This is a genomic window from Leuconostoc rapi, from assembly GCF_016908715.1.
GTDB lineage: Bacteria > Bacillota > Bacilli > Lactobacillales > Lactobacillaceae > Leuconostoc > Leuconostoc rapi.
Map to the genome: position 1 here is coordinate 15,175 of NZ_JAFBEK010000006.1, position 17,199 is coordinate 32,373.

The 17,199-nt window shown below is 38.7% G+C and carries 16 protein-coding genes; all 16 read right to left on the reverse strand.

Features of this window, described 5'->3' with window-relative positions; genetic code table 11:
* Nucleotides 1-3: 3 nt before the first annotated feature.
* The 16 genes from JOD28_RS06580 to uvrB all read right to left on the reverse strand — a co-directional run bounded on the left by JOD28_RS06580 (nucleotide 4) and on the right by uvrB (nucleotide 17,196).
* Nucleotides 4-1,212, reverse strand: a complete 1,209-nt coding sequence (locus JOD28_RS06580) for a nucleotidyltransferase (RefSeq protein ID WP_204770039.1) — start codon at nucleotides 1,210-1,212, stop codon at nucleotides 4-6.
* A complete protein-coding gene (locus tag JOD28_RS06585) occupies nucleotides 1,209-1,967 on the reverse strand; it encodes a class I SAM-dependent DNA methyltransferase (protein ID WP_204770040.1) in 759 nt (252 codons plus the stop codon). Before JOD28_RS06585 ends, JOD28_RS06580 begins: the two co-directional genes overlap by 4 nt.
* Nucleotides 1,968-2,013: 46 nt before the next feature.
* Nucleotides 2,014-2,385, reverse strand: a complete 372-nt coding sequence (gene rsfS / locus JOD28_RS06590; protein ID WP_204770041.1) for a ribosome silencing factor — start codon at nucleotides 2,383-2,385, stop codon at nucleotides 2,014-2,016.
* A gap of 36 nt (nucleotides 2,386-2,421) precedes the next feature.
* On the reverse strand, nucleotides 2,422-3,003 hold the full coding sequence (gene yqeK / locus JOD28_RS06595; RefSeq protein ID WP_204770042.1) for a bis(5'-nucleosyl)-tetraphosphatase (symmetrical) YqeK: 582 nt from the start codon (nucleotides 3,001-3,003) through the stop codon (nucleotides 2,422-2,424).
* Complete coding sequence (locus JOD28_RS06600; protein WP_204770043.1) at nucleotides 2,996-3,634, reverse strand: nicotinate-nucleotide adenylyltransferase; 639 nt, start codon at nucleotides 3,632-3,634, stop codon at nucleotides 2,996-2,998. The genes yqeK and JOD28_RS06600 overlap by 8 nt, the downstream gene beginning before the upstream one ends.
* An 18-nt stretch (nucleotides 3,635-3,652) precedes the next feature.
* Nucleotides 3,653-3,967, reverse strand: coding sequence for a YhbY family RNA-binding protein (locus JOD28_RS06605; protein WP_204770044.1), 315 nt, complete (start codon nucleotides 3,965-3,967; stop codon nucleotides 3,653-3,655).
* Nucleotides 3,967-5,109, reverse strand: coding sequence for a ribosome biogenesis GTPase YqeH (gene yqeH, locus JOD28_RS06610; protein WP_204770045.1), 1,143 nt, complete (start codon nucleotides 5,107-5,109; stop codon nucleotides 3,967-3,969). The genes JOD28_RS06605 and yqeH overlap by 1 nt, the downstream gene beginning before the upstream one ends.
* Nucleotides 5,099-5,644 carry a YqeG family HAD IIIA-type phosphatase gene (locus tag JOD28_RS06615; protein ID WP_338087887.1) on the reverse strand — a complete coding sequence of 182 codons (546 nt, stop codon included), beginning with the start codon at nucleotides 5,642-5,644 and terminating at the stop codon, nucleotides 5,099-5,101. The genes yqeH and JOD28_RS06615 overlap by 11 nt, the downstream gene beginning before the upstream one ends.
* A gap of 235 nt (nucleotides 5,645-5,879) precedes the next feature.
* Nucleotides 5,880-6,566 (reverse strand): aggregation-promoting factor C-terminal-like domain-containing protein, encoded by a 687-nt coding sequence (locus tag JOD28_RS06620; protein ID WP_204770046.1) that lies wholly within the window; start codon nucleotides 6,564-6,566, stop codon nucleotides 5,880-5,882.
* A gap of 179 nt (nucleotides 6,567-6,745) precedes the next feature.
* Nucleotides 6,746-7,984, reverse strand: coding sequence for a PTS sugar transporter subunit IIC (locus JOD28_RS06625; RefSeq protein ID WP_204770047.1), 1,239 nt, complete (start codon nucleotides 7,982-7,984; stop codon nucleotides 6,746-6,748).
* Nucleotides 7,985-8,053: 69 nt separating this feature from the next.
* Nucleotides 8,054-9,049 carry a D-2-hydroxyacid dehydrogenase gene (locus tag JOD28_RS06630; RefSeq protein WP_204770048.1) on the reverse strand — a complete coding sequence of 332 codons (996 nt, stop codon included), beginning with the start codon at nucleotides 9,047-9,049 and terminating at the stop codon, nucleotides 8,054-8,056.
* Between the two features lie 207 nt (nucleotides 9,050-9,256).
* Nucleotides 9,257-9,862 (reverse strand): ATP-dependent Clp protease proteolytic subunit, encoded by a 606-nt coding sequence (locus JOD28_RS06635; protein WP_204770049.1) that lies wholly within the window; start codon nucleotides 9,860-9,862, stop codon nucleotides 9,257-9,259.
* 188 nt (nucleotides 9,863-10,050) lie between these two features.
* Entirely contained in the window at nucleotides 10,051-10,995 is a 945-nt protein-coding gene (whiA, locus tag JOD28_RS06640) for a DNA-binding protein WhiA (RefSeq protein ID WP_204770050.1), read from the reverse strand.
* Nucleotides 10,995-11,969, reverse strand: coding sequence for a gluconeogenesis factor YvcK family protein (locus tag JOD28_RS06645; RefSeq protein ID WP_204770051.1), 975 nt, complete (start codon nucleotides 11,967-11,969; stop codon nucleotides 10,995-10,997). Before JOD28_RS06645 ends, whiA begins: the two co-directional genes overlap by 1 nt.
* Nucleotides 11,970-12,146: 177 nt before the next feature.
* A complete protein-coding gene (uvrA, locus tag JOD28_RS06650) occupies nucleotides 12,147-15,017 on the reverse strand; it encodes an excinuclease ABC subunit UvrA (protein WP_204770052.1) in 2,871 nt (956 codons plus the stop codon).
* Nucleotides 15,018-15,189: 172 nt separating this feature from the next.
* A complete protein-coding gene (gene uvrB, locus JOD28_RS06655) occupies nucleotides 15,190-17,196 on the reverse strand; it encodes an excinuclease ABC subunit UvrB (protein ID WP_204770053.1) in 2,007 nt (668 codons plus the stop codon).
* Between the last annotated feature and the right edge of the window lie 3 nt (nucleotides 17,197-17,199).

The following is a 17,199-nucleotide window of genomic DNA, read 5'->3' on the forward strand; positions in this document are numbered from 1 at the left end:
CAGTTAATCACCTGGTATCATCTCACGACTAACACGAGGTTCGTTGTTTTTAATATAAATTGGTTTGCGTGTCACATCTTGTTGCTCCGAGTGATTTGCTAACATTTGCCATAGCTTGCCTGCCTTGTAATCCAAACGCAAATTAGCTTTAGCTAAGTTTTGGTCAACTTTACTGATTAATGGTAATGACACTGTTTTTTTAATTTCATTTAAGTACTTTTGTCCATCATCTGTAAAACCTAAAATTCTTAAATATGGGTCTTTCATAGCGGCTTGCATTTGGTCAACTTTAACATTAAGTAAGGTATAAAATAGTGTGCGTTGCATACGTGCAAATGTATAACGCTTTGATTTAATTGATTTTATAAAACTCTGATAACTCTTCGGACCAGGCTCACCTAACGCTATAGCCGTCAACCGGTGTTCTAGCCCTTCTGCCATCTGATAGACTTGTCCTAATTGACCAACTGTATCCGTCATCAAACGATATTTTAATAATGGCCAAAACCGCTCTTCAAAGTTAATCGTATGAGTGCCATCATCAAGGGCTTGCAAAGTGGCGGCTGGTACAACGTCTTGAATTTTTTCTAGCTTACCTTTATGTAATGCCAGACGAATAGATGATGCTGATGCTATCTTTTGACCAGTTACAACAGTCTGATCATGATAGCCTGCTGCTACACGTTGAATGGGGTGTAGCTTCATCTCCACGCCTAGCTTAATTACTGCCTTAGCATAACTAAATGCTAAAATATCATTAGGATCTGTTAATTTAAAACCAGTTCTCGCTTCTAGCTCTGCTGCATAAGCACTCGCAAACGTTTGATTTTTGTCCTGCACACCACGACCCTGTTCAACACTAGGTGCTTGGTTGGCTAATTCTAAAAAATCAATATCAGCATGCTCACTACCAAACACCATATCATGCACACCTAGTGCTGATAGTAATTTGACTGCACCTTCAGCAAACAAATGACTGGGTTGGACTGCAAAAAAAGTTGGCAATTCTACAACTAAATCAACACCATTTTCTAACGCTGCTTTAGCTCGCGTCCATTTATCAAATAAGGCTGGTTCGCCGCGTTGTACAAAGTTTCCTGACATAACAACGACTACCACATCAGCCCCTGTTATTTTTTTTGCCTGTTGTATATGATATATGTGTCCATTATGAAACGGATTATACTCCGTTACCAAGCCAACCGCTTTCATGATTTCACCGCCTTAAAAAACCACCGTTGTGTTTTATCATTAACTGCTTGCTTTCCAAAATCAGCTGATACGCTAATATTTTTAAAACCAGCGACTTCAAGTTCACGTTGATAAGTGGCCAATGAATAGGTTTGCTCATGATGAATTTCACGTAAAATTTTAAATCCATCTTTTTTTTCGTCATAAACAAAAAATTTTAAATCATGATCGACACTATCAGCCGGTTCCCCAGCATAACTTGTCCACATAAAAATATTGTCTTCATCATCATCGTTATTATAATAATAATTATCATACAATATATTGACTTGATACGGCGTGATAACATCAAACAAAAACTGGCCGCCTGTTTCAAGATGATCATATACTTGACCAATTGCTGCCCTAAAATCGACAAGATTAGGTAAATAATTTAACGCATCTGCAAAACTCACTATTGTCGGATACTCAGCTTGCCAGTCAGACCATTCTCGCATGTCCGCCTGAATCAAACTAATATCAACGCCAGCATCAAAAGCATGTGTCTGCGCTAATGACAGCATTTCAGAAGATAAATCTAAAATGTCAACTTGATAATGCCGCTGTGCCAATAAAACAGCCAATCTGCCAGCACCGCCACCAAGATCCAGCACACGGCCTGCTTGTGTATTATCTACAACAAAATTTGCCCAATCTTGATACAACTCATCATTAAATAGTGTATCGTATTTTTCAGCAAATGTTGAATAATTTTCTTTTATATTTTTGTTAGCCATATTATTATTTTAACAGAAAAAGAGATGGGCAACAGCTCATCTCTTATTAATCTGTCACAAGAAACCTCGTTAAATCTAAGTAAGGGGCATCATGCCATAAGCGCTCTAAGTTGTAAAAATCACGTTGCTCGGTTGAAAAAATATGCACAATGACATCGCCCAAGTCAATCAACACCCAATCGGCTGTTTGAAAGCCTTCGATTAATTTAACTTGTCCACCTGCTGCCAAGACTTTGTCTTTTACCTCTGTTACAATGGCCTGTACTTGTCGGTTAGAAGCCGCATCAGCAATCACAAAATAATCAGCCATCAGGCTAACTTGTCGCATATCAAGTGCGACAATATGGTTGGCTTTTTTACTATCTACTGCCTTAATAGCTGTTTCTAGTACTTCTTTTACATTTAATGCTATTGTCAAAATTTTGTCCTTTACTTTCCAATTCAATTCTTATAATTACGCCTGTCGGAGCCAATAATTATACGTTGTAATACTTTTAGGATAAATAGCTGTTTCTTTTTGAACTAATCTCAAAACAGTGTGAACAATTTGATACCTAACCCCTGCAGCAAGCGACTGGTCTGTTATTTGACGGGCTTTCTCAACACCGGGAAATGTGCGACCAATTTCTAAATAGTCAGCCATAAATAGCACTTGGGATAATAACGTCATGTCTGATCCTGCACCCGTTGTATGTTCTCTGACTGCATTGAGAATATGCCTATCATCAATCCCCAACTCATCATGAATGATTTCTGCACCGACAACACCATGCCAAATATAATTACCCCATTTGGCCAAGTCAGGATCCATATGCTTGTTTTGAATGACAGCTAAAAACTCTTCATCCGTTCGTTCTTTGGCATAGTCGTGTACCAATGCCGCAACTTCAGCCTGTTCAACATCCACGCCGTTTTTACTGGCGAGTTTTTTGGCATAATCACGAACACGTAAACTGTGTTGATAACGATAATCCGACAATTTTGTTGCTACGCGTTGTTCTAGTTCTTCAATACTACCATCAAAATATTTAGTCATATAATCCTCGATACAAATTATATTCTGCCATAAAACATGCTTCACGTTCGGGTACTAAGTAGTTGACACTTTGATTAAGTCTGATTTTTGTTCTAATGTCTGATGATGAAATACGAATATCAGGCACATCGCACCATAACATAGGATAATCTGAATGTTTTTCTTGATTACCATGAACGCCAGCCACAAAAGTTACCAAACGTGTCAACTCCTCAATATGATCCCATGTGGGCAAATTTTTAACTTTTTCACCACCAATAATAAAGTAATAGTCATTTTCGGGATGTGTTTCAACAAGTTCACGCATTGTCTGGTATGTATATGATTTACCACCATTTCGTACCTCAATCAACTCTATATCAAAAAATGGGTTCCCGGCAATTGCACTTTTAACAAGTTGCAACCGATATGCTGGCTCAATAGCGCTAGCATGCGTCCCATCAATTGGTTGTGCGTTTGGCATCCAAAAAACTTTTTCTAGGCCCAGTTGCTTCCCGACCGTTTCTGCTAAAACGAGTTGACCGATATGTGGTGGATTAAATGTCCCACCAAAAATGCCAATTCGCTTTTTAACAGGATTTAGCTGTACTTGGGATTGTGCTTGAGTTGACTTTGTATACACACCATTCATTGATATAACCGCCTTAAATTAAATTTTAGCTAATTCAACTGAAATTCTTTTATATTTATCTTCTTGAGCTGGTAAAAACAATACTAATGTACGTCCAATAGTTTGGGCAACTGTGATATCAGAATGCGCTTGAATAAATGCCGCAACATCTTTTGCTGATTCATCAGTACTTTGTTGTAAACTAATTTTAACTAATTCACGTTTTGATATGGCTAACACAAGCTCATCAACCCAAACTTGCGTTAAACCATTTTTACCAACAGAAAAAATAGGTGATAATGTGTTTGCTTGTGAACGCAAAAAGCGTTTCTGCTTACCTGTAAGTTGTAACATTAAATCATTGCCTTTCGAATGAGGACGGAAACGCCCTTTGGTGCCCAACCAGCGACTTTAACACCAGCAGGAATAGAAATCCAACCTAGCCCCGCAAACACAATATCACTGTCTTCGGTAATACTAAATTCGTGTTTGATGAGATCAGTTTTTGTGCCGTAAGGCGAAGGAGCCAATAGTTCGCCAGCATGTCGATCATAAAAATCATCTGCGCCCGATAATTTCGTTCGATGCAAATTTAAATTATTTTCAAAATAAGCTGTCACGGCTATTCGCTGACCAAGTTCAAAATCAAAACGTGCCAAACCACCAATAAAAATAGTTTGTTCTGGATTTAACTGGTAAGTACGTGGTTTGATTTCATTTTTTGGTAACGCAAATTTTAAATCTTTGTCGGTTAAGATATGGGCCATCTGATCACGCTTAATAATACCTGGCGTGTCGATCAATTTTTTACCATCAGCAAGCGGTATCTCAATACGATCTAACGTTGTTCCAGGGAATCGAGAAGTTGTAATCAAATCCTGAACACCCGTCCCTGCCTTGATGATTTGGTTAATCAACGTTGACTTACCAACATTGGTTACGCCAACAACATATACATCCCGTCCTTCACGAAAATGATCTATTGTATCTAACAAGTCATCGAGATTTTGTGGATGTTTGGCAGACGTCAAAAAGATATCAATTGGTTTAATTCCCTGTGTTTTTAACTCAGCCTGTAACCAGTTTTTCAAGCGGTTTTTATTGAGTAATCTAGGCAACAAATCTACCTTATTTGCCACAACCAAAATAGGGTTATCCTGACCAACAAAGCGGGGTAAACCAGAAATTTCCGATCCTGTCACATCAAAAGCGTCAATAACATAGACAATTAGGGCACGTGTGTCTGAAATTTGATGCAATAAATTAGCAAAATCTGCGTCTGTCAACTCGACAGGCTGAATTTCATTGTAATGACGTAAGCGAAAACAACGTCTGCAAAATAGTGCTTCGCTGTCAATAGATTTTTTCAGCGCGGCCATTGGTAAATATCCAGCTTTCTCTGGATCATCTATTTGCATTGTTGCGCCACACCCAATGCACCGTAAACCTTCATGTAATTGTTCTTGGACATATGCGTCCGTTATTTCAGTTGTCACGTAGTGATTTCTCCCATTTTAACTGTGGATGTGCTTTAAACACGATTTTTTTAATTTGCTTTTCAATGCTACGATTTAACCATGTTTGCCACATATCTGATGCGATTAACCGTTGCACCAATACGCTACGCACACCAGCACCATGTGCTGCCCAAACATCAGTGAGCATTTGATCTCCCACCATGATGACTTCTGATCGTTTTAGATGTTGTGTTCTCAGCACATGCAAAATACCACGAGGCAACGGTTTAAGTGACCACGAGACAAATTCAACGCCGAGGGGCTTGACGGCTTTGGCAACACGTTTGGTTGTGTTGTTGGATACCACAATCACCTCAATGTTTCCGTTACGCAAATCTGACAACCATTTTTGCAGTTCAGGTGTTCCCTCAGGATTATTCCATGCAAGCAACGTGTTGTCTAAATCTGCTAACACCGCCCGAATACCGTGCGCTTTTAAATCTTCAACTGTTAAATCATATATTCGTTCAACCATATAGGTTGGCGTAAAGTGCTCTAAGCGCATTAATACCATCATCCAATTTTTTTATTCTATCTTATTATACACTACAATGACGTATTTTTTAAAACCAGTATGATTTTAAAAAATATGTCATGACAAAAACTCATAAAAAAACACACATGTGCCCAGTTAATTCTTCTCGTACGCTTGTCACGTATAAGCAGTCATTTCCACTTTGCACAGTGTATATTTTAAAATTATGAGTTATTGCAATGCTTAGTCTCACGTATAATGCAAATAGTTAGTATTAATACCAATTATTTTGTTGCCAATGTGCAATTGCATGATCGACCGAACCATAACGTTCAGTAATATATTGCTGCATGGCATCCAATTGAACATTATAATTATTACGATAGTCTTGACCTGGAACATATTTTGCATAGTATGCTTCAGACAATTGACCAATACCATAATAATCACCATTACGAGCCTGTGTATCACCATGGCTCTCATGGGTAATTAACCAATTAATATCTGATGTTGGCGCCACCGCCACTGGCTGACTTTGCGCCCTAGCTTTTGTTGCAACGGTTGTATCATCTGTAACAACATTTGCACTAGATGCAGATGCCGTCACTGCGACCTGAGTCTCTTCATTTTTTTCTGAAATTTGATTCACTGACAAATCATCTGTAGCCACTTTTTCGACAACGTTTGGTTTTAATTCTTCAGAAGTCGGTTGTATCGACTGCGTAATTGATTTATCAACCGATCTTTCCAGATTTACCAATTTGGAGACTGCGGCTTGCTGTTCTAGCGAGTCAACGTTTGATAATGATTGAACTGCTGAATCAGCTGCCTGAATAGTAACCTTCTCATTCAATGCCGCTGCGTCCGTTGATTGGTTAACAACACCAAGTTGAATTCCCAATACCGCTAAGGTAACTGCAGAAATAGTAACATTTGTAATTATTATTCTCTTTAACATCATGAAAACTATTGTCCTTGATTAACATTACACTAAGATAACATAATATAACAAAAACAAGTACAAAACCAATATCATATACAAATGTTAGGTATTTGTTTAATTATTTAAATTAACTGACTTTATACCAAATAAAAAACAACTCGTCACAATAACCAGCTGTTTTCAATGTCATTCTATTTTTATAAATCTTGTTTAAAGTCTGATGGTTGATACAGTTTCAATAATTTACTAAATACATATTGCGCGATGAATCCAGCAATAATTGGTACAATCAACCAAGCGACAACTGCTACTATAGGATTAATAAAGTGGTTCATCACAGTTGGTAGTACAGCCGGATCCTTAACCATTGATTGAATTGGTGAAACTAAACCAATATAACCAAATCCGGCTGTTGTGGGTGTCCCTTGGATATTAAGCAACGCAACTGGTATTCCAGAAATTGCTGCTGTAAGTAAGAATGGTAACATTGTGATAGGTTTTGCGAATACTGATGGCATCATCCCCTTCATCGCACCTAATGCAATTGCGACTGTAACACCAGGCTTATTCACGCGCCATGAGTTAATTAATAACACAATGGTTGTCGCAACAACACCCATTGCTGCAGCGCCTGAACCAATACCTGATAAAGAAATTGCCAAAGCAATTCCAACAGTTGATACAGGTGTGATAATAATAATAGAGAACGCCATAGCAATCAACATAGCCATTGGGACGGGCGCTAGAGTCGTAAATGTTTCTACAAGTTTACCGATCCAAGTTGTCACATCCCCGACAAATGGGGCGATTGTCTTCCCAAATAGGCCAACGCCGCCACCCACAATAATTGGGCTCAAAATAATAGCAACAGAGCCAAATCCCTGTAGATAACGAGAAACTAACCAAGTTACCCATACAGCAATAGCCGCAACAATCATGGCGTTAATAACATCACCAGCACCACTTGCAATGTATACGTTGGCTGGGGCAACTGACTTGATACCAGTGACAGGGTTTGCAAAGCCAATAGGTGCTTGTGCCCACTTAATTGACCCTGAGGCAACCATAGTCGCAATGGCTACAACACCGACATCCAAACTTTTCATTTTAAATTGCAGAGCAACTGCCATACCAATCAAAAATGGAATTAACGAAGTGAATAATGTTAGTATTGCGCTTAGGTTAGCACCAAATGTTGTGGTACCTAACCCAGAGTACTGAATAATGTACTTCATCACAGCTGAAGGCAAAACACCTATCAAAATACCCTGTGCAGATCCTGATAATACTTTAAAAAAGAAATCTTTTAATTTTAATTCTGTTGTACCGTTAAACGTGTCCGGTATATTCTCTGAAGCTTTGCGAGCATATTCTTCATTGCGCACAACTTGTGATTCTTTCGTAGCCCACTTTTGGCCATTTGCCTTAATACTCATAATTTTCCCTTATTAATCATTCGCGTACGGATTATCTAAGTTTCAATAATAAAGCTCAAACTACCGCTATTAGTACTTAACAGCAATTGCTGGTGTCTCACCATTAGCAAATGCAACAGCCGCATCCATTGACTGATGGACCATTTCAAGCACAGCTTTTGTTGTGTAAAATGCCGTATGTGGTGTGACTAATACATTTTCACGCGAAATCAAATCTGCTATTTTAGCATCAGGGAATTCTTTGCCTGACCAATCTTCATTGAACAAACCAACTTCTTCTTCATAAACATCCATACCAAAGTCTGATATTTTGCCTGAATCTAAACCAGCAATAACTGCATCAATATCTACCAAGTTACCACGTGATGCGTTCATGATGACAACGCCGTCCTTCATTTTAGCAATGGCGGCGGCATCGATCATATGATGATTTTCAGGAACACCAGGAACATATAAGGAAACGGCATCAGCTTGTGCATATAAGTCATCCAATGAATCAACATACAAACCTTCAGCTTGTAATTCCGCATTTGGGAACTTATCATAAGCGACCACTTTAGCGCCAAAGCCCTGCAAAATGTTGATGGCCACACGGCCAATATGACCCGTACCAATAACACCAACTGTTTGCATACGCATTTCGCGTCCAATTGTTGGTGCCCAACGCAAATCATGCTTAGCAATTTTAGCGTCAAGTGCCTTTGTGCGACGTAACAAACGTGATAATTGAATCATTGAATGTTCAGCAATCGCGTTGGGTGAATAAACTGGTACATTTGAGATATTAAAATTAAATTCCTTTGCTGCTTCGAAATCAATATTATCTGTTCCCACGTTACGTAATGATAAGTTTGTCACACCAGCTTTTGCTAAAGCCGTCAATGTTTCGCGAGTATAGTCCAATTGTTGGTAAACAACAGCCGAGTCGGCGCCTTCAGCTAAAGTAGCAGTCTCAGGTGTCAACAATTCTTGCGTGTAATCAACCTCAACGTCTGGGTGTGCTGATTTCCAATCCTCAAGTGATGGCTTTTCATCATCACGAATGCCGTAAGCATAAATCTTCATAATATCCTCCAAATTTTATATTGCCCTTTAATTTTACCCCATTTTGTGCATATTTGCACGTTAATCACCAAAAAAATTACAAACAGTTTTTCTTAATATGATATAAAAAAGTTCTGACATGATATAACTCACTCAGAACTTACTTTTACTATACAATAAGATTTCATTTTTATAGAAATTAGTCTTACTTTTTTATAGAAATTAGTCTTACTTTTTTATGACAGGTTTTTCACCGGCTTTTGACAAAATACCATCAATGAAGCCATACTCTAAAGTTTCTTCAGCACTCATCCAATTATCACGTTCTGTGTCATGGGCAATTGTTTCCAAATCTTTATCTGATGCATCGGCTAAAATCTTATTCAACTTAGCACGTGTTTTAGTTAGCTGTTCGGCAATAATTGCCATATCAGTTTGTTGGGTACCACCCACTGCGCCACCCATTGGTTGATGAATGAGGTACTCCGCATTAGGTAACATAAAGCGATGTCCCTTTTCTCCGGAACTTGCAATAATTGTTCCCATTGAAGCGGCCAATCCCATAACGATTGTTGTTACTGGTGCCTTAATAAAGTTCATTGTATCTGTAATTGAGAGGCCTGCTGTCACAGATCCTCCTGGTGAATTAATGTACATTGAAATTTCTTTGGTTGGATCTTGAGCTTCCAAAAACAATAATTGGGCAACAATTGACGTTGCCATACTGTCTTCGACTTCACCTTGAACCAAAATAATACGATCTTTTAACAAACGTGAAGGTAAATCATAACTTTCTCGTCCATTGGCTGTTTGTTCAATAACTCCTGGCCACATAATTGTTAGGCTCCTTTAATTTTAGAATACCTAACATCAACTACCCTATAGGCATCAAGCCATAATTAGTATTGCGAACGCTGGCATACAGCATATAGTTTAGTCGTGTTAGGTGGATTGACAAACATGCTTGTCTGTCAACTTAATACTATTTTAGCACAAAGACGACAAGAGTGCTAAAATTTATTTTATAACTTACTTAAATCATAAATAGCCCCATCTTTAATCATTTGTGCCAGTTCTTTTAATTTCCGCATACGGTGGTTTGCCCCAGACTTACTAATATCCAACCGATCTCCTAACTCAGATAGGGAATCATCTGGGAACTCTAGCCGCGCCTTAGCAATGTCCCGTATTTTTGGTGGTAATAAGTCTAAATCGCCAATTGCATTGGCAATAAATAAAATTTGTTGTACTTGTTTGTTAGCAGCATCTGCCGTTTTTTGAATATTAGCCATTTCTGCATTCGTCATACGATTAACAGAATTTCGCATATCACGCATCATACGAATATCTTCAAAACGCAACATTGTCTGTGTGGCACCAATAGTAGACAAAAAATCAACAATTTTTTCAGCACGTTTCAAGTAAACGATATATCCGCCTGCCCGATCAGTTATTTTAGCCGGTAAGTTAAATTCTTTCATAATAATCAGCAACTGTTCAGCAAGTTCTTCATGGCTCGTATAAATTTCTAGATGATAATTTGCTTTTTCTGGGGAATTGACAGACCCAGCTGCTAAAAAAGCGCCCCGCAAAAAAGAACGCCTTTTATCAACTTGGTTTAAAATACGGGACGGTATTTCAGGGTGTAAACCAAAAGGATCAACACCCAAATCGGCCATTACCTCATTGACTTGTGTTTTGAGTAACACACCGTATGATTTATGTTGCGAAATATGGTTATGATCTGCAACTGTTACCTCAACAATGATATCTGCGTAATTTTGCGTCAGTAGTGTATATATACGACGTGCAATCGCAGCATTTTCAGTACGCACAGAGACAGTCTGATCAAATCCTAATGTGCTCACCCCGTTCATCCGCATTAATGCTGATAGCTCTGCCTTTGCGTTGCCATTATGAACAAGTAACCCTGTTAATTCTTTTTTCACATCCGCTGCGTATGACATTAATTCTGCTCCAAAATTTGCAATAACTCTGCCATTATCTTTTCACCATCATGAAAGGCACCTGCATCACGCAGCTGTAAAAAATCTCCTGGAATTTGTATCGCGCCTTGAACACTAACAGCTGGTTCATCTAATTTTACTTGGTTAGAAATTTCATCCCATTTTTGAAAATCAACGAAATCCTCGGGTACTTCAGCATTATTAGCAATAACATAGTCAATCACCGGCGAACCAATATGAGCATTTAATGCTAACAAATGCTGAGCATCTGTATAGGCATCAGTCTCACCTTTTTGGGTCATGATATTTGAAATATAGACTTGTTTTGCTTTAGTCTGACGTAGCGCCTCATTAACCTCAGGTACAACAACATTTGGCAGGATAGAGGTAAATAGGCTACCCGGCCCATAAACAATCATATCAGCGTTTAAAATAGCCGCTACTACTTCTGGTGCTGCTTTTGGTTCTTCTCCAGGCTCATCTCCAGTTACCCATACATGATCAATAGTTTTGTGCGCATGTGTAATTTCCGCCTCTCCAGCCATTATATCGCCATCTTTAAATTCGGCATGTAATACTAATGGTTCATTAGAAACTGGGTAAATTCGGCCACGAACGCGCATAAATCGCGCTAAATGCTGCACGGCATCAAAAATGCTCCCATGCATCTCTGTCATCGCGGCAATAATCAAATTACCAACAGCGTGCTTAGCAAAAAAATCGTCTTTTGCTTCAAAACGATATTGCATAACCTGAGTAATTGCTGGATCAACATTAGACATCGCTACAAGTATATTACGTATATCACCCGGTGGCACAATGTTGATGTAGTTTCGCAATAGACCGCTAGACCCACCGTCGTCTGCTACCGTCACAATTGCTGTTAGATCAATATTTTTTGTCACAAGTGGTTTAATAATAACTGGTAGACCTGATCCACCTCCGATAATAACAATTTTGGGTTTGTTTGGCATATTAAATAGACATTGAACCATTTTAAAACGGTTTCATGACGACTAACCTATTGCAAATAGGTACGCGATCATTAACGTCTTTTCACTTTCTGTAGTATTTTTAACTACGATTCTATTCTAATTTTACCAGATATTTCGTTGGTGAGTTATTTAAAAATCACGCAATAAAAGCATCCCCTACCCTTGCGCATTAGCACGGACAACATCTCTTGCCATAATTGCTTTTAAATATTTACCAGTATATGATTTTTCACTCTTTGTAACTTTTTCGGGCGTTCCAGATACCAAAACATTCCCACCACCTTCACCGCCTTCTGGACCCATGTCAATAAGCCAGTCGGCAGATTTAATTACATCCAAATTATGTTCAATAACAATCACAGTATTTCCTGATTCAACCAATCGTTGTAAAACAATCAACAAGCGAGCAATATCATCAACATGTAAGCCAGTTGTTGGTTCATCTAAAATATACATGGTTTTACCGTTTGTACGTCGATGCAATTCTGAGGCTAACTTCATGCGTTGGGCCTCACCACCGGACAATGTTGTAGCAGATTGACCTAATCTGATATAACCTAACCCAACATCATTAATTGTTTGTAACTTACGCGCAATTTTGGGAATTGGTGCAAAAAATGCTAATGCATCAGAAGCTGACATATCTAAAATTTGAGAAATATTCAAATTTTTATACAACACCTCTAAAGTTTCAGAATTATAACGAGTGCCATGGCACACTTCACATGTGACATATACATCTGGTAGAAAGTTCATTTCTATCTTAATAACACCATCACCGCGACAGTTTTCGCAACGTCCACCTTTTGTGTTAAACGAAAAACGCCCCTTATTATATCCTCTCATTTTAGCTTCGTTAGTTTGCGCAAACAAATCACGAATATCATCAAATACCCCTGTATAAGTGGCTGGGTTAGAACGTGGCGTTCGTCCGATCGGTGCTTGATCGATATCAACGACTTGTTCGATGTTGTCGACGCCTTCAATGCTTCTGTATTTCCCAGGCTTTTCTGAATTATTATTAATTTTTTGTTTTAGAGCTCGTTTTAAGATTTGATTAACAAGTGTTGATTTTCCTGATCCAGAAACACCTGTTACTGCCACAAACTTACCTAACGGAAATTTTACAGTAACATTTTTAAGGTTATTTTCTTTGGCACCTTTAAGTGTGATAAAATTACCGTTACCTTTGCGACGATTCGTTGGTACAGGAATAAATTTTTCACCTGAAAGATATTGACCAGTCAATGAGTGTTTATTTTTTGCGACGATTGCTGGTGTCCCTGTTGCAACAATTTCGCCACCTAATTCACCAGCACCAGGTCCAACATCAATTAAGTAATCTGCTGCTAACATCGTATCTTCATCATGTTCAACAACGACTAATGTATTCCCCAAATCACGCATGCGATGCATTGATTCTAGCAACATATCGTTATCTCTTTGGTGTAAGCCAATTGATGGTTCATCTAATACATACAATACACCAGACAAATTAGACCCAATTTGAGTCGCTAAACGAATTCTTTGTGATTCACCACCCGAAAGTGTACGTGCCGCGCGTGACAAGGTCAGATATTTTAAACCGACACTCTCTAAGAAGCCTAAACGATCTTTGATTTCTTTAAGAATTGGTGTCGCAATTGCTGTGTCTTGTTCTCCGAGTTTAACATCATCAAAAAATGCTAACTCTTGATCAACTGGCATTTCAGACACTTCACCAATGTGATGACCATTAATTTTAACTGATAGTGCCGCTGAATTGAGACGGTAACCATGGCAAGATTGGCAAGTCAACTCTGTCATGTATTTAGACATTTGGTCACGTGTGTAATCAGAATTTGTTTCATTAAAACGTCGCGCAACATTGTTAATGACGCCTTCAAAAGGAATATCGACATCACGAACGCCACCAAAATCATTTTGGTAATGAAAATGAAAATCTTGATTTCCTGAACCATCAAGAATTAAATCACGCTGAGATTTGGGCAATGACTCAAACGGTGTATCTAAGTCAATGCCGTTTTGATCTGAAAACTGACGTAGCATTTCTGGATAATAATTAGATGATATCGGATTCCAAGGCGCAATAGCCCCCTCACGTAACGTTTTAGACTCATCTGGTACAACTAAATCAATATCCACTTCCCGTGTTACACCGATACCTTGACAGACTGGACATGCACCCAAAGGGGCGTTAAAACTAAACAGTCTAGGTTCTAAACGACCAACACGAAAATCCTTTAACTTGCCTAAGTAATGATCAGAAAATTTAAGCGGCGCAACTGATCCTTCACCTTCACGTGTCACAACATCTAACTGAACTAAACCGCCTGTTAGCCTTACAGCTGCTTCAATTGAGTCGTAAAGGCGTGAACGCGAGTCATCACGCAATACAATACGATCAATCATTACTTCGATATCATGTGCCTTATTTTTATCTAATTTTAAATCCTGCGTATCAAGCTCGAGAACTTCCCCATCAACACGAGCGCGTATATAGCCTTGCTTTCTCATGTTTTCAAAAGCCGTTTCATGAGAACCACGTTTTTCTGTAATGATAGGCGCAAACACTAATAATCGAACGCCAAACGCTAAATGATCGAAAATATAGGTTATCATCTGATCAACAGTCATCATAATTTTGGTGCCATCTTTAGGGTCGTCTGGCCGACCAACACGCGCATAAAGTAATCGGAAATAATCATTAATTTCAGTAACAGTACCTACAGTAGAACGCGGATTATTAGAGGTCGTCTTTTGATCAATAGAGATAGCTGGCGATAGCCCATCAATAGAGTCAACATCTGGCTTATCCATTTGACCTAAAAACTGACGCGCGTATGATGAAAGACTTTCAACGTAGCGTCGTTGTCCTTCAGCATAAAGCGTATCAAAGGCAAGTGACGACTTTCCAGATCCTGATAACCCAGTCACAACCGTTAATTTGTCTTTAGGGATATCTACATCAATATTTTTTAAATTTTGGACGCGCGCGCCACGTATTTCAATATTAGTTTTTGCCATATATTTAAATCGTTTGCCATCATACAACAGTAACAAAGCATTCGCGTAGAGCTGGCTTGTTACTGTATATGCTACAAACACAAATCCTTATCTCATTTTTTTGTAATTAATTTCATTATAACAATTTTGTCGTCAATATGGGTTGTTAAACCCTCATACACCAGCCATCAATCTACAAAACCGCTTTTAATTCCATCACACTATCTCTTAATTGTGCTGCCTCTTCAAAGTCTAAAGATTTCGCCGCAGCTTTCATTTGGCCTTCCATATTAGCGATAATATTTTGTTGCTCATCTTTAGGCAAATCTTTAAATGCAATTTGCGTCAAATCAACCGTTGCCTGCCCATCAGCAGAGTCTTTACGAACAGAAATTAAGTCGCGAATTTCCTTTTTTATTGTTGTTGGCGTGATGCCATTTTTACTATTATATTGCAATTGAATTTCTCGACGTCGTGCCGTTTCATCAATAGCAGCCTGCATAGATCTTGTCACCTTGTCAGCATACATAATCACATGCCCATTAGCATTTCGTGCGGCACGGCCAATTGTTTGAATTAACGATCGTGGATTACGTAAGAAACCTTCTTTGTCAGCATCTAATATAGCTACTAATGAAACTTCCGGTACATCAATACCTTCTCGCAACAAATTGATACCAATTAAGACATCATATTTTCCTAATCGAAGATCACGTATAATTTCTGTACGTTCAAGCGTCTTGATATCTGCATGCAAATATGCCACCTTGATACCAACATTTTTTAAATAATCTGTTAAGTCTTCTGCCATACGTTTAGTAAGTGTTGTGATAAAAACACGTTCATTTTTACTTGCACGTTGATTAATTTCGCCAACAAGATCATCAATTTGCCCCATGACAGGACGCACCTCAATCTCTGGATCAAGCAGTCCCGTTGGTCGAATAATTTGCTGAGCCACATGGTTTTCAGTCACACGCTCTAGTTCATAATCACCTGGTGTTGCTGACATATAAATAATTTGGTTCACATGCTTCTCAAATTCTGGCAATTTTAATGGTCGATTATCTAAAGCAGATGGCAATCTAAAACCATAGTTAACCAGTGTTTCTTTACGCGCTTTATCACCATTAAACATACCTCGAACCTGTGGCATGGTTACGTGACTTTCATCAGCCACAATCAAGAAATCATCTGGGAAAAAGTCAAGTAATGTAAATGGTGGCTCTCCTGGTTGACGACCATCCATCCAGCGAGAATAATTTTCAATACCGCCAACAAATCCCATCTCCTCAAGCATTGATAAATCATACTCTGTACGTTGCTTGATCCGCTGAGCTTCGATTAGTTTACCTTCTGATTCAAATAACGCCACTTGGGCTAGCATTTCCTGTTTTATACCCGTTAACGCTATACGCATTTGATCATCATCGGTCATAAAATGTTTTGCTGGATAAATGGCAACGAAATCCCGTTCTGAAGATGTTTCTCCAGTTAACGAATTAATTTCACGAATACGATCAATTTCATCACCAAAAAATTCAATACGTAGCGCCATTTCATCTTCAGACGCTGGAAAAATCTCCATCACATCCCCACGCACACGAAAAGTGCCTCGATGGAAATCAATGTCATTTCGTGTAAATTGAACATCAATTAAATCGCGCATCAATTGATCACGCCCATATTCGTTGCCTACACGCAAATTAATGACGTGCTCTTGGTACTGATGTGGGTCGCCTAAACCAAAAATCGAACTCACTGATGCCACAACAATGACGTCATTACGTGACAGCAGAGAGCTCGTTGCTGAGTTACGTAGTTGATCAATCTCATCATTGACAGCTGAATCTTTCTCAATAAATGTATCGGAACTTGGCACATATGCTTCTGGTTGATAATAATCATAATAGGATACAAAATATTCAACCGCATTGTTTGGAAAAAATTCTTTTAATTCACTATAAAGCTGCCCAGCCAATGTTTTATTGTGACTCAATACCAACGTGGGTTTCTTGACACTCTTAATGACATTAGAGATCGTAAATGTTTTGCCTGTGCCTGTTGCGCCCAGCAAGATTTGCTCTTTTACGCCCGCGTTAATACCACTTACTAATTGACTAATTGCCTGCGGTTGGTCACCTGTGGGTTGATATTTTGAAACAACTTCAAACTCATGATTAGTCACATTTTCACGCATAGT

Coding starts and splice junctions, on each gene's coding strand:
- JOD28_RS06620 (WP_204770046.1), bottom strand. CDS start 6,566: ATGATGTTAAAGAGAATAATAATTACAAATGTTACTATTTCTGCAGTT.
- JOD28_RS06625 (WP_204770047.1), bottom strand. CDS start 7,984: ATGAGTATTAAGGCAAATGGCCAAAAGTGGGCTACGAAAGAATCACAA.
- JOD28_RS06630 (WP_204770048.1), bottom strand. CDS start 9,049: ATGAAGATTTATGCTTACGGCATTCGTGATGATGAAAAGCCATCACTT.
- JOD28_RS06605 (WP_204770044.1), bottom strand. CDS start 3,967: ATGTTACAACTTACAGGTAAGCAGAAACGCTTTTTGCGTTCACAAGCA.
- whiA (WP_204770050.1), bottom strand. CDS start 10,995: ATGTCATACGCAGCGGATGTGAAAAAAGAATTAACAGGGTTACTTGTT.
- uvrB (WP_204770053.1), bottom strand. CDS start 17,196: ATGCGTGAAAATGTGACTAATCATGAGTTTGAAGTTGTTTCAAAATAT.
- JOD28_RS06600 (WP_204770043.1), bottom strand. CDS start 3,634: ATGAATGGTGTGTATACAAAGTCAACTCAAGCACAATCCCAAGTACAG.
- JOD28_RS06615 (WP_338087887.1), bottom strand. CDS start 5,644: ATGGTATTAATGCGCTTAGAGCACTTTACGCCAACCTATATGGTTGAA.
- JOD28_RS06635 (WP_204770049.1), bottom strand. CDS start 9,862: ATGTGGCCAGGAGTTATTGAACAAACAGCCAATGGACGAGAAAGTTAT.
- yqeK (WP_204770042.1), bottom strand. CDS start 3,003: ATGACTAAATATTTTGATGGTAGTATTGAAGAACTAGAACAACGCGTA.
- uvrA (WP_204770052.1), bottom strand. CDS start 15,017: ATGGCAAAAACTAATATTGAAATACGTGGCGCGCGCGTCCAAAATTTA.
- JOD28_RS06580 (WP_204770039.1), bottom strand. CDS start 1,212: ATGAAAGCGGTTGGCTTGGTAACGGAGTATAATCCGTTTCATAATGGA.
- JOD28_RS06645 (WP_204770051.1), bottom strand. CDS start 11,969: ATGCCAAACAAACCCAAAATTGTTATTATCGGAGGTGGATCAGGTCTA.
- JOD28_RS06585 (WP_204770040.1), bottom strand. CDS start 1,967: ATGGCTAACAAAAATATAAAAGAAAATTATTCAACATTTGCTGAAAAA.